The sequence below is a fragment of the Microcoleus sp. T3_D1 genome (assembly GCF_036700405.1).
Classification (GTDB): Bacteria; Cyanobacteriota; Cyanobacteriia; order Cyanobacteriales; family Microcoleaceae; genus Microcoleus.
Genome location: NZ_JAUBOV010000032.1, coordinates 1 through 13,262 on the forward strand (window position 1 = coordinate 1; position 13,262 = coordinate 13,262).

Annotated in this window: 8 protein-coding genes, 1 tRNA gene and 1 pseudogene; 5 read left to right on the forward strand and 5 right to left on the reverse strand. The window is 47.9% G+C overall.

The genetic code is table 11. The annotated features are described in order from the left end of the window. On the reverse strand, positions 1-257 hold a 257-nt coding region (locus QT992_RS15960; RefSeq protein ID WP_333336686.1), incomplete at its 3' end, for an IS110 family transposase. Positions 258-827: 570 nt separating this feature from the next. Further along, a complete protein-coding gene (locus QT992_RS15965) occupies positions 828-2,105 on the reverse strand; it encodes a ribulose bisphosphate carboxylase small subunit (RefSeq protein ID WP_333336684.1) in 1,278 nt (425 codons plus the stop codon). Between the two features lie 128 nt (positions 2,106-2,233). On the opposite strand from QT992_RS15965, the gene QT992_RS15970 reads away from it, so the two are divergent. From QT992_RS15970 to QT992_RS15980, 3 genes are all read left to right on the forward strand, one after another. Beyond that, positions 2,234-3,505 carry an aspartate aminotransferase family protein gene (locus tag QT992_RS15970; protein WP_333336682.1) on the forward strand — a complete coding sequence of 424 codons (1,272 nt, stop codon included), beginning with the start codon at positions 2,234-2,236 and terminating at the stop codon, positions 3,503-3,505. Between the two features lie 829 nt (positions 3,506-4,334). After that, positions 4,335-5,702, forward strand: a complete 1,368-nt coding sequence (locus QT992_RS15975; RefSeq protein ID WP_333320144.1) for a transposase — start codon at positions 4,335-4,337, stop codon at positions 5,700-5,702. 40 nt (positions 5,703-5,742) lie between these two features. Then, a complete protein-coding gene (locus tag QT992_RS15980; protein WP_333336680.1) occupies positions 5,743-9,423 on the forward strand; it encodes a CHAT domain-containing tetratricopeptide repeat protein in 3,681 nt (1,226 codons plus the stop codon). Between the two features lie 126 nt (positions 9,424-9,549). Here the strand turns inward: QT992_RS15980 and QT992_RS15985 are convergent, their stop codons facing one another. Both QT992_RS15985 and gltX read right to left on the reverse strand, forming a co-directional pair. Beyond that, a complete protein-coding gene (locus QT992_RS15985; RefSeq protein WP_333320182.1) occupies positions 9,550-9,984 on the reverse strand; it encodes a CAAD domain-containing protein in 435 nt (144 codons plus the stop codon). A 402-nt stretch (positions 9,985-10,386) separates the two neighbouring features. Next, positions 10,387-11,826, reverse strand: a pseudogene (gene gltX, locus QT992_RS15990) (glutamate--tRNA ligase); the annotation flags it as partial. A gap of 299 nt (positions 11,827-12,125) precedes the next feature. Between gltX and QT992_RS15995 the strand changes: the two are divergent. Both QT992_RS15995 and QT992_RS16000 read left to right on the forward strand, forming a co-directional pair. Continuing rightward, the gene (locus QT992_RS15995; protein WP_333336678.1) at positions 12,126-12,674 is read left to right on the forward strand and encodes a DUF393 domain-containing protein; all 549 of its coding nucleotides are present in this window, start codon (positions 12,126-12,128) and stop codon (positions 12,672-12,674) included. 97 nt (positions 12,675-12,771) lie between these two features. Beyond that, positions 12,772-12,981: a hypothetical protein gene (locus QT992_RS16000; protein ID WP_006632034.1), complete on the forward strand. Its 210-nt coding sequence runs from the start codon at positions 12,772-12,774 to the stop codon at positions 12,979-12,981. Positions 12,982-13,173: 192 nt separating this feature from the next. On the opposite strand, the gene QT992_RS16005 is transcribed toward QT992_RS16000, so the two are convergent. Continuing rightward, positions 13,174-13,247 (reverse strand) — tRNA-Asp (locus tag QT992_RS16005). Positions 13,248-13,262 lie beyond the last annotated feature (15 nt).

Sequence of the window (13,262 nt, forward strand, 5' to 3'; positions counted from 1 at the left end):
TTTACCAGTTTGACTTCGATACCTCTTTCTTCGAGAATTTGAAAGGCACTTATCCAATAGACTCCTGTCGATTCCATAGCGATGGTGTCTACTCGACATTCCACTAACCACGAAGCCATCTCGATTAAGTCAGGGGTAAAACAACCAAATTTACGCACATTTTGTTGGGTTCTGTCCGGTGGGACGCAAACCCAATGTTCAGCAGAACCAATATCTATGCCTGCGGCATTTGGGTTAATCTGTGTGAAATTAGACATTTCACCCGCAACAGGTTTGTTTGTCTTGCGTCGGCTCATGAGATGACTCCTCCGGAGCGATCAAACTTTGGCGTGTCCCGAGCGGTGGGCGGATTTGATGTTATATTCTCCTAAACGGGATAGGGAATTACCCCTTCACCAATGTCATAACCATCACGCCCACGACCACGCTCTAAATCAGGCTCACAATCGCACCATTGACTTGTCGGTCTTACTCTCAGGACACAGGGATAATATATCCGATCGATGGTAACTTTTGGGCTAGCTTTACTGTTTCTTTTATTCATAACCGGCGTGCGACGCCGGTGGAACGCTCTCAAGAGGACTGAGAATAAAAATTTTTAAACTCATTATATCATGTCCGATCGATTAACCATAATATCCCGGTCGGGGCGGGTTTTTGAGATGGTCAATTAGTGGCAGGTATTGTTGGCGAACCCTCCCATACAAAAAGCGCGATCGCTCGATCGGACATGATATGAGAATAAAACTTTTTAAACTCATTAGTCCTCATAGCGAGGACTTTAGCTATTAGACAGGGAATTCATTCCCTGGCGGACTGCTTTAACTTTAACCATTCGGCCGCTGAATAATTGTTTCAACTACCCGCCGCTTGACTTTTGGATCGATACCAATCAGCCGCACGTATTCGCCGCCGTGTTCCGCCAAACAAGTTTCTAAAGATGCAACCACATCTTTTTCCTGTGCAGTTTTAATCGTCGCGCAACTTTGCCAAGAACCAGTTTTAAATCGGCGATTATCTGCATATTCCATGCCAATTTTGCAGCCTCTTGCTAACAACTGCTTTACTTGTTCCAATACCTCGGAACTTAGCCGCGCCGCATGACCGTTACCACCTTCAGAACTTGGCTCAACGTAAGCCTTATAATATTTGGATGACGGGTCGTTTAATTCACTTTGCGTGGGCGCAGCAGCAGGAGGATTGGGGGTTCCTTGAACGTTGAACAGGCGCGATTGGTTGTATTCATCTACTAAGCGCATTTCCTTAATCCGCTTTTGTTGACCCACCATCAAACTGCCCATTTCTAATAAATGAGCGAGACTGAAATTCGGGTTATGGAAATCTGGCGCTGCTTCCAAAGTGTTTACCAAACGCTTGGAAACTCGCTCGATTCCTACTTTGTGAATGAATTCGCGGATTTGTTCGTCATAAATGCGCGATCGCAAAGCGCTAAAAAAGTCGATCGCCTGATCGGCAAAATTATCGACTAACGCGACAATATCGGTTTTTGACAATTTGTCCGACTCAAAAATTCCCCCAACAATGCCAATTTTATCATCGCGGCTGGGTTCCCAATAAAACTTTTCCATCCGCCCGTCGCGAATCAGCGGCGCGTACAGCGTAGAAAAATCATTTCCGGTGACAATAATCGGCACTCGGTGCAGCGGCGTACTGTCATAACTTCCCGGTAACTGCACGTTAGTTGGATTATCAGCAATATTCATCAGAGTCGCATTGACCATCTGAGTATTGACAGTATATTGAGTAGTAGTATCGAACCTGCCAGCACCAGCATCCAAATCGTTAATAAAGATGGCGCACATCTCGCCCCGCACCCTAATTTGCTCCGCAGCTTCCCGGTAGCGCAAGCGAATTAAACGCGCCGGATCTCCGGCATCCGGGCTTTCTAATTCCCCACCAGATATCATCACCGGTTCAAAGCCCATCCGCCGAAAAACCAGTTCGGTTTGAAAAGTTTTGCCTTCTCCTTTGCGGCCGTGAATTCCTAAAATTAGGGGGACTCTTACTCCGGGCAAATTTAAAAAGTTTTTAGTGACGTGCACCGCAACTTTATCGAGAAAGTTAGGAGAAATGTAATAACTCATCAGTAGATTTGTGAGGGATTAATTGTTGTTACTGTTATGATTTTATGACAAAACTAACAGCCTGCACCGCTAACCGGGATTTTTACCGTACAATCGAGGTCTACATATTATGTGTTAAGGAGCGATTCGTGAGTCCAGAAACCTTATTAAAAGAACCAAGCGTGCAAGCCGAAGCCAGTCTCTTCAGTTCTGAGAGCTTCGACAGCTATGTAATGACCACTTACGGGCGTTTTGCGATCGCCCTAGAACGGGGCCTGGGCTGCCGCGTTTGGGATACCGAGGGCCGCGAATATCTCGATTTTGTGGCTGGTATTGCTACCTGCACTCTGGGACACGCCCACCCGGCAATGATTGCAGCGGTAACTCAGCAAATTCAGACCCTACACCACGTTTCTAACCTTTATTACATCCCCGTACAGGGCGAGCTGGCGAAGTGGCTTGTAGACCATTCTTGCGCTGACAGAGCCTTCTTTTGCAACTCCGGCGCGGAAGCTAATGAAGCGGCAATTAAACTCGCCCGCAAATACGCCCACGAAAAATTAAATATCTCGAATCCGACAATCATTACGGCTGTTGCGAGTTTCCACGGGCGGACTTTGGCGACAATTACGGCCACGGGACAGCCTAAATATCAGAAGGGTTTTAGCCCTTTGGTGCCGGGATTTCACTATGTGCCCTACAACGATATTAGTGCGATCGAAAGTGCGATCGAGCAACTCGACAAAGACGAACGCCAAGTAGCTGCAATTATGCTGGAAGCGCTGCAAGGCGAAGGCGGAGTTCGCCCCGGAGATATCGCCTACTTCCAGCGCATTCGGGAAATTTGCGACGAAAAAGGTATTTTGCTGATTCTCGACGAAGTGCAAGTCGGGATGGGACGCAGCGGCAAATACTGGGGCTACGAAAACCTCGGCATTGAACCGGATATCTTTACGTCTGCGAAAGGGTTGGGCGGCGGTATCCCGATCGGCGCTATGCTGTGCAAATCTTTCTGCGATGTATTTGAACCGGGAAGTCACGCCAGCACTTTCGGTGGCAATCCTTTTGCTTGCGCTGTAGCTTTGTGCGTTTGCCAAACTTTGGAACGGGAAAACCTTCTAGAAAACGTGCAGCAGCGCGGGGAACAGTTGAAAGCAGGGCTCAACAAGTTGGCGGCCGAATATCCGCATTTAATTGCCGAAGTGCGCGGCTGGGGTTTGATTGTCGGGATGGAATTGCAAGCTGACATCGAACTTACATCCGCTGATATCGTCAAATCTGCCATCGCCGCGGGAGTTTTGTTGGTTCCCGCAGGGCCGAAAGTGCTGAGGTTTGTCCCGCCGCTGATTGTCACTGCCGCTGAAGTCGATCGAGCTCTGCAGGCAGTGGAGTCAGCGTTGCGCTCTCAAGCGGTACAGTAAAATTTACTGAGTTGATTTTTGTTAGCTGTAGTGCTGAAGCTGGCGCAATATCCTAGATAACTCACTTAGGATCGTCAATTAAATAATTTCCCTTTTTTCTTGTGGGATGGGCGTCCAGCCCGCCCAGAAAGGACGGGCGGGACGCCCATCCCACAACAAACAGGAAAAGTGGATTTTATTTAATTCTCATTCCTTATATCATGTCCGATCGATTGACCATAATATCCCGGCCGGGCGGGTTTTTGAGATTGTCAATTATTGGCAGATATTGTTGGTGAACCCGCCCCTACCTGATGAATGGTAATCGACCGGATATGATTTTACTCCCGGACACACTCTTCCTCAGAAACCCGGTTTCTTTCGAGATTTCTCGTTACTCAACCCAATAGTTTCCCAGAAACCGGGTTTCTTAGCGTAAGTCCGATCGGAGTAAAAGTAAACCCGTCCCGCTGCAAGTCTGTCGGGGCGGGTTTGTCAATTTTAGAAATGCCTGTGAAACCCGCCGCCACAGGGTGAGGGCGCCTTTTACCGCGATTTTACTCAAGAGCCACGCGCAAAATAATACTATTAGCGATCGTAGGTGCTAGTTTCGCTATCTGCGTATCTGTTGGGACTGGTGAATCCTGGTTTAACTATTTCGCGCCCTTCCCACTAAACCGAGTACCGTTATAGTGGGAAGGGCAGGTGAGGACGATTGCATCCTCAAGTATTTTTGCGTATCGCTTTCAAGAGAGAAAATATGTAATCTTCGTCACAAAATTTTTTCGTAATGCTTTGATAATCAACTGTATATTGTGAGAGAATAGAAGAACCAAGGAGGTGATGTTGATTGCTACACCAGGCTATCCAAGTTCGTTTGTATCCTACCCAAAATCAACAAATACAAGTAGCTTCAACTTTTGGGTGTGCGCGTTGGTGGTCTAATTATGGTCTAAATAAATCAATTGAAGTTTATAAAAAAACTGGTAAAGGATTTGGCTGCTTCGGGTTCAACACACTTTTACCGACGCTCAAAAAATCCGATGGAAGTGTAGGGATAGGTAAGTATTACAGCCAATTTTGGCAAGCTAGTACGCTTGACTTAACGACTGCATACAAAAACTTTCTTGATGAATTGGCTGGGTTTGATAAGTTCCCATCTCAAGATAAAAAACCGTCATTTCAGTATCCTCAAAACGTGAAGGTTGGAGCGGGTACTAGGATTTCCCGGTATAGCGAAATAACTAAGCCCCAAATAAAGAGATATAGATTAAGTGAGGGTAAAATTGATAATTCAATTATTAGTAAAAAATATTCAGGAAAATATAGCAATCCTAAATCAGTTGTAAAAATATGTAAGGGTAGTGCTACCCCTACTCCCCGTGCCTACCCCAGCCAAGGCGGGGCAACCGGGCGTGGGTTTTGCCCCTACAAGAATTACACAAATCATTTAGGATTGCTATATTTTGCATCTATACTGACTGAAATTAAAGCTCAGAACCAGACAACAAAAGAAGGTAGGATTGCGGGCATGGATTTAGGATTGAAATACTGTGCTATTGTCCCCGATGATGAAAAAAAATCTAAATATGACTTTAATGCTAAGCATTTTGCCAAGCACGAGAAGAACTTGAAGCGCCAGCAGCAAAAGTTAACAGACCAGCAGAAAAAAAGTGCTTCTGAATACAAATATAGAAAAGCTGTGACCAAGGTAGGCGAACGGTTTAGGAATTGGTGGCAAGATTTTCTACATAAACTTAGTTATAAGTTGGTCAGCGATCGCCTCGCGGTCATAGTAGAAAAATTTTATTTCTGGGACATGATTCGCAATTCCAATTTTGCGAAAGCAATATCAGATGAGGTTTTGGAAAGTTTTACAAACTTCTTAGCCTACAAGTGGGAACGCAAAGGCGCGAACTTAGTCGAGATTGATAGAGGGGTTTCCAGTTCCAAACTTTGTTCTAATTGTTTCGATCAAATGACCGAGATGCCATTAGATATGAGGGAAGGGACTTATCCTCACTGTGCTACCGATCGCGATCGGGAGGGGAACGCAGCGATAAAGATGAAAGCAGAAGGTATCACAATACTAAAGGCGGAAGGTTCAGCCGTTTCTGCTTTAGGATGCGAGGTAAGACCAAAGCTGGGACGAAAGTCTCCGCTTTGGCACTCGCCTATGAGTACAGAAGCCCCTACTATATTCGGTACTACGATTTAGGGGTGGGTAGTTCACTTGGTTGCAGGGAAGCAGCGCTCCTATGGTTAATAGTTTGGCGGAATGCACGATGGACGAACAGCGTCGCAAAACTGATGTTAATATGCTCCAAGCGCTGCTGGAAAATCCTGGGGACTCAGGAATAGATTTGATTTTGAGGACGAGTCCAAAGTCGATCGACTTTGGGTTCGTGCAAACGCTTTATTTGGAAGAAGTGGCACTGACGCGAGAAAGCTTGCTCAAAGCTGCAAAATTTTTCCAAAAGGCGATCGCACCCTTAGAATCTGCAAAGGGCAATTCTAAACTGCCCGCAACCGGGGCAGCATATCTGGCTTTTTTAGCAGAAGTATTGCAGGCAGTGGCGCGCAGCGCTGATTCGCAGCACCTGTACTCGCTGCTGAGAAACAATTTAGACAAACTCGACCAGAATTTTGCACAACTGCTGCGCTGCTGGGCAAATTTGGTGTTTTCTGCTGCCCAAGAATCCGAGAGAAGGCGGATTGCAGCCCTGATCGGCAATCTGAGCAACAAAATTGGGCGGTTTCCCCTTGGCAGCAAGGCTAATAACTTGGAAATCGAAATTGCCGGTTACGAAACAGTTGCTAAGGTGTTTACCCGCAAAGACTTTCCCCAAGAATGGGCGGTGATGCAAAACAATCTGGGCAACGCTTACACCGATCGCCCCAGAGGTGATAAGGCTCAAAATATCGAACAGGCGATCGCTTGCTTTGAAAATGCCCTACAAGTACGCACGCCCGAACAGTACCCGGAACAGTGGGCGACGCTGCAAAATAATCTGGGCAACGCTTACAGCGAGCGTCTCAGGGGAGATCCGGCCGACAATCTAGAACACGCGATCGCCTGCTTTGAAAATGCCCTGCGAGTTCGCAGCCGCGAGGCTTTCGGGGAAGAGTGGGCGAGCACTCAAAACAATCTCGGCCGTGCTTACAGCCGCCGGCTGCGGGGCAACCGAGCCCAAAATCTGGAACTGGCAGTCGCTTGCTACCACAATGCTTTGCAAGTTTACAACCGCAAGGTGTTTCCCCGGCGTTGGGCGACAACTCAAAATAATTTGGCAAATGCTTACTGCGAGTTGCAGCAGGGCAACCGAGCTGAAAATCTCGAATACGCGGTTACGTGCTATCAGAGAGCTTTGCAGGTGCGGACTCGGGAAGCTTTTCCGCAGCAGTGGGCGACGACTCAAAGGAATTTGGGCCGGGTGTTTGTCGATCGCATCAAAGGCGATCCGGTGGAAAATTTGGAAATGGCGCTCGTCTGCTATCAAAATGCTTTACAAGTCTACACCCGCATCAAATTTCCCGAAGCTTGGGCTTCGATCCAAACTTACCTCGGTAGGATCTACAGTCGGCGGGTGAAAGGGGAAAAAGCCGAAAATATGGAAATGGCGATCGCCTGCTATCAAAATGCTTTGCTGTTTTGCAACCGCCAAAAAACTCCAGAACGTTGGGCAATGCTGTGTGCCTACCTCGGCCGCGCTTTCTGCGAACACGTGAAAGGGGAAAAAAACCGCAACCTCAAAAGCGCGATCGCCTGCTATCAAAATGCAGGGGAAGTCTACACCAGGCAGGCATATCCCAACCGCTGGGCAATGCTGCAAATTTATCTCGGCAGGGCTTATTCGCAACTGACGGAGGCGGAAAACTTGTCCCACATCGAAAGCGCGATCGGCTGCTATCAAAACGCCACCCAAGTCTACACTCGCGAAACCTATCCCCACCGCTGGGCTGAAATTTTATTTTATTTGGGTCAAGCTTACCGAGTTCGAGGCGACTTGCTTCGCGCCTACGGGGCTTTTACTGCTGCTGTCGATACTGTGGAATTCTTGCGTTGCGAAGTTGGGGTTGATACAGTCGATTTTGGCGATTCCCTACGGGATAGCTACGCTTCACGGACGAGTACCGCAAAAGTTAAATTAACCCGCACCTGGGCTGGACTCTATAAATGCCTGGTGCAAGTTTGCCTGGAACTCGGCGCCACCCAACCAGAATATTACGCTAAGGCTCTGGAATACGCCGAACGCCACAAAAATCGGAATTTGGTAGAACTGCTGGTTAAATGCCACTTGACTCCGAAAGCCGAAATTCCCGCAGGGGTGCGAAGCGAGTTGGAGTCGCTGCAACTGGAAATAGCGGGGGAACAGCAGCACCAAGAAGAGGGAGAACCCGATCCCAACACGACTTTGATTTCTGAGGGCGATAGCCAAGGTTTGAGCAGCGGTTCTCTGCTGCCGAACTCGGACTTCATGCACTTAAATCAATTGTGGAAGCAGCTTGATAGGTTGATTGCGCGGGAGGTGCAGGCAAACGATCCTTTCTTCAGCCTAGCTCACAAAGTTGAACCGATCGCTTTCGAGCAAATTCGCCAATTGTTGCCTGATGACAATTGCGCTGCTGTGGTGTGGGCGAGTTTGGGGGAGTTGCTGGTTGCTTTTGTGGTGGTGAAGAGTGCACAATATCCCGCCGTTCACCTGTGTTCGTCGGAAAATGCTTTGGCTGCCGAAAGTTGGGGCCAGGAGTACCTCACCGCTTATTCTGAACAAAAAGGTCGCTGGATCAATCATCTCCCGGCTCGCCTCAAACGCTTGGCTGCGATGCTGGAAATCGATCGAGTGGTGGCGCTGATTCCCGATAATTGCGATCGGCTGATTTTTGTGCCGCACCGATTTTTGCACGCTTTGCCACTCCACGCTTTGCCTTTGGCGGGGAGAGACGGGTTTGAGGATGGTGGGGGAATTTTTAGGTCTGGGTGGAGCGATCGCAGCGGTTTTGATGGGGAAACCTACAGCCTTTCGGATTTTTCTCAAAGTTCGTCTTTTGGCGACGTTGCAGCGCCTGCTGCTTATTTGATCGATCGATTTGCCGGAGGAATTCGCTATGCTCCTAGCTGTCAGCTATTGCTGTTGAGACAAAGTGCACGCGGAGCGGCTATTGGTCGGTACAAACCCGGTTTGCAGCAGCTTTTGGCAATTCCAACTTTCACCAGAGATGCGTTCTACAGCAACATTGAAATCGGCACTATTTCCCAGTATTTTGCCAGTACAGAAGTTCTGCGCCATAAGCCGGCAATTAAAGAGGCTTTTTCCCAAGAAATGTCTGCTAATAATGGGGATTTGCCCCAGCAAATAGGGCAGTTGCCGCATAAAAAATGCGCTCACTTTGCTTGTTTGAGTTTGCTTAATTTGGCTTGGCCACTGAAATCCGCCGTGTTTTTGAGGAATGATTCTCTGAGTTTGGAGGAAATTTTTAATCTTGATTTTCGGCAATATTTTTTAGTTACTTTATCGGGTTGCGAAATTGCCGCTGGCGGAGTTAGCGGTGCTGGAGGAGATTTTGTGGGTTTGTCGGCGGGTTTGTTGTATGCTGGCACGTCTAGTGTGGTTAGCAGTCTTTGGAAGGTTAACGATGTTTCTACGCTGCTGCTGACAAGCAAGTTTTATGAAAATCTGGGACGGTTTTCTCGGTTGCAGGTGGGAGATGTGGCGATCGCCCTGGGGGACGCTCAAAGGTGGCTGCGGGATTTGACTAGCGAGGAATTGGAGGTGTTGTTGGCGGATTTTCAACCTCAAATTTCGCAAATGTTCGATCGGCTTTCTCAAAGTTATCGCCTGATTGCGGAGGCTTCTTTGCAGCAAATTCGCAACCGCAAACCTTATCCTTTTGCTAATCCTTATTATTGGGCGGCTTTTACTGCTACTGGGGTTTAGTGATTAGCATTAGTCAACAGTCAACAGTCAACAGTCAACAGTCATTAGTCATTTAAAAACCCGACACTAACAACTTATTTAAAGTTGTCAATGTCGGGCCTAAATTCAACTAATTACAGCAAAAGTTTAGGACTTTTTGCCGAAAACTTGTTCTTTCAATGCTTGAATTTCTTGACCTAATTGTTGCCGATTGGACGATCGCAGCAAATAGCGGTAGACAAACCACACGGTGTATCCGATACCAATTAGCTCGAATGTGGGTGCTAGCAGGGGGATGTCGTTGAGTTCGTCTATTACGCCCAAAAGCACTTTCAAAGAGACAATCGAGGCTACAATTACACCGACAACAGTCAGGGGACTTTTGTACTGCTCGTAAAAGCTGCCAATGTAAGCGGGAAACTCGGACAAAATTGAGATAATTTGTTCTTTGATCTGCTGGCCCTGACTCGGCGGTTCTTCGGTAATTATGACTTTTGTTGTACCGCTGGAACTGTCTGCTTCATTTCCGGCAGGAATTTCGGTGATGATAACGGTTGTTTCTGGTTCGTTTGATGAAGTCATTTCTCCACTCGCAATAGTTTTTTGCTGGTTGGCGGCAGGTATTTCAACTGCTGCTGCGACTGTTTCAAGAGCCGGTATTTCGACTGCTGCAACCTCCCCGTCGGTTGGTTCAAGAGCCGACACTTCGCCTGTTTCTGTAGTCGGTATTTCGACTGCTGTAACTTCCACTGCTGGTTCGACAGTCGGCGTTTCGACTGTTTCGAGCGCAAGTTTTTCGACTTCTGAAACCTCTGCTGCTGATGGTTCAACAACCGGGGTTTCGATTGTTTCAATAGTCGGTGTTTCGACTTTTGAAACCTCCGCTGCTGACTGTTCTGTAGCAGAAGTTTCGGCGACTGTTTCTGCCTTTGGTTGTTCTGGGGTAGAAGTTTCGTCCGCGACACCAACAGCCGGCAAATTCAAGTTGCTAATGGCATCAAGCAAACGGGTTTTAGCCGTTCCTCGCTGGTGAAGGATTACCCAAGATTCTATCAGGTCGGGGCCGTGCATTGCACCTGTCAGAGCGGCTCTGAGCGATCGCATAATTAGCCCTTTGTTAAGAGTTTTCTCTTTACTGAGCTTTTTAGTGATTTTCTGAGCTTCCGCTGATGTCAGGGACGAATGACTTTCCATCGCTTCTACAACTGCTTGTAAAGCCCGTGCAGCCCCTGGTTGCTGCAACTGTGCGAGTGCTTCTTCTTCGTATTCCACCGTGGTGGAGAAGAATACCTTACACATATCCACAGCATCGGTTAAGCGAACGAGACTCGGGCCGATTAAAGCAGCTATTTGTTCGAGCCAGGGGCGGTCTGCCTCCGAATCAAATTCATAACCGGCTTTCTGCCAATAAGGTATCAGTAAATCAGTCAATTGCGGCACTGGCATTTTGTGCAGGTATTGACTGTTAAGCCAATTGAGTTTATCCCAATCAAATTTTGCACCGGCTTTGTTGACTCGATAGAAGGTAAATAATTCTGCTGCTTCCGACAGTGTAAATATTTCCTGCGTTGAATCCGGCGGAGTCCAACCGAGCAAAGTCATGTAATTAACTAAAGCTTCGGGCAGGTAGCCCATATCTTTGAAGTCAGAAATCGAGGTTACGCCGTCGCGTTTAGAAAGCTTTTGTCCTTGGGAGTTTAAAATCAGCGGCGTGTGGCCAAATTCTGGGATTGTCGCGCCCAAAGCTTCGTAGAGCAATATTTGTTTCGGAGTATTGCCGATGTGATCTTCGCCACGGATGACGTGGGTGATGCCCATGTCGATGTCATCGACAACTACGGCGAGGTTGTAGAGTGGTTGGCCGATGACGCCGCCGCTGGATGCACGGGCAATCACCATATCGCCGCCGAGGTCGCTACCTTTCCAGGTTACGGTGTCGCGCACCATGTCGTTCCAAGAAATTGTGCGATCGTCGTCGATGATAAACCGAATCACAGCTTGTCGCCCTTCGCCTTCAAAAGCTGCGCGCTCTTTGCTTGTCAAGTTGCGGTGTCGGTTGTCGTAGCGGGGGGCTTGTTTGTTGGCTTTTTGTGCTTCCCGCATTTCGTCGAGTTCTTCCGACGTGGTGTAGCAGCGGTAGGCGAGTCCATTGTCGAGAAGGGTTTGGACTGCTTGGCGGTATATTTCCAGACGCTGTGACTGAAAACTCGGGCCTTCGTCCCACTCCATACCCAGCCAGGTGAGGCCTTCGAGGATGTTATCGGTGTATTCGCTTTTAGAACGTTCTACGTCTGTGTCTTCTACCCGCAGGATGAATTTGCCGCCTTGGTTGCGGGCAAACAGCCAGTTAAATACGGCGGTTCTGGCGGTACCGATGTGTAGGTTTCCGGTGGGACTGGGGGCTAGACGGACTCTGACATTCATGTAGATTTTTGCTTTTAGATTGGGGGCGATTTGCTGGTTGGGGGAATAGCTGATGTTTAAGACTTTAAATTTTATTATATTTTGTTGCCGAATTAACAGTTGTGCTTGGCAGGTGCTTTGCCTCGAATTGCTTGATATTCGACTATCGGGCGATCGGGCGAAAGTCTCCGGCAAGGCAGGAGAGGGCATCTTGATGATAATAGCTTGCGGGTAGCCAAGACTGGATTGACCTTTGGGACTATTTTTTACACCACAAATAACTGCTTTAGGAGTACCCAAGGCGCACCTGATAACTATTGATGCTTGTAAAATGTTTGTGTGCGATCGACGACATTAAAATATATTTCCCTATGTCTGCTGCTAAAACTGAGTTTTCCGAATCTGTTGCGCCCTCACCCGCGTCTGTTGCGCCTGCTTGGCAGATTGAGTTACTGTACGACGGTGAATGTCCTCTGTGCGTGCGGGAGGTTAATTTCTTAAAAAAACGCGACGCGGGGCGAGATTTAGTGTCGTTTGTGGATATTGCGGAGGATGGCTACAACCCGGAGGCCCACGGCGGAATCGACTACGAAACGGCGATGGGTCGGATTCACGCGATATTACCCGACGGTACGGCGGTTAAAAATGTGGAGGTTTTTCGTCGCACCTACGAGATTTTAGGTATGGGATGGATTTATGCAGTTACTAAGTTACCAGTGATCGGGGCGATCGCCAATTGGCTGTACGGAATTTGGGCCGACTGGCGGCTGAAGCTGACGGGAAGGCCGGATTTAGCAACAATTATGAGCGATCGAACTCAGCGTATCGAGTGCGAAAGTCAGGGCCGCTGCCAACCCAACTCGAAATGAGTCATATTTGGGAAATTTGATCGACCTATTAGAAGATGTCACCCGAAACAGACTGCAACTAACATTAAAGATGGACTACTATTAAAGGTCAAAAAAAATGCAAGATGCAGGCTATACAGTCTTCATGGGCTTCGGTGGTCTCTGGATACTTATGGGAATTGCCGCTGTGATTTTCCTGTTCAAATCCGACGGTCAAAAACTTAGGTTTGGCAAATGGGGACTGCTAGTGGCGATTCCGATTCTCGTGCCGATCGTCCTGGTTTTGACATATCAGATCGCCCGACCCTTTATTTCCTCGCACCTTTGAGGGCTGCTGGGAGTTAACCAAACCGACAAGGGGTCAAAAGCAAATCTTGCCCCCAAAAGTCAATCTAAAACGGATGCCATTTCCTTGCTTTTCAGGAAAAATCTTACGCAGTGGTCGGATTTTGAGCGCAAACTACATCAGCACTATATCCAATCAAAACAATCAAAGTTTAGAAGCTTGACTACGAGAGAACGGGACAGACGGGGCTCGAACCCGCAACTTCCGCCGTGACAGGGCGGTGCTCTAACCAATTGAACTACTGTCCCTCGTTTTGCCGTTTT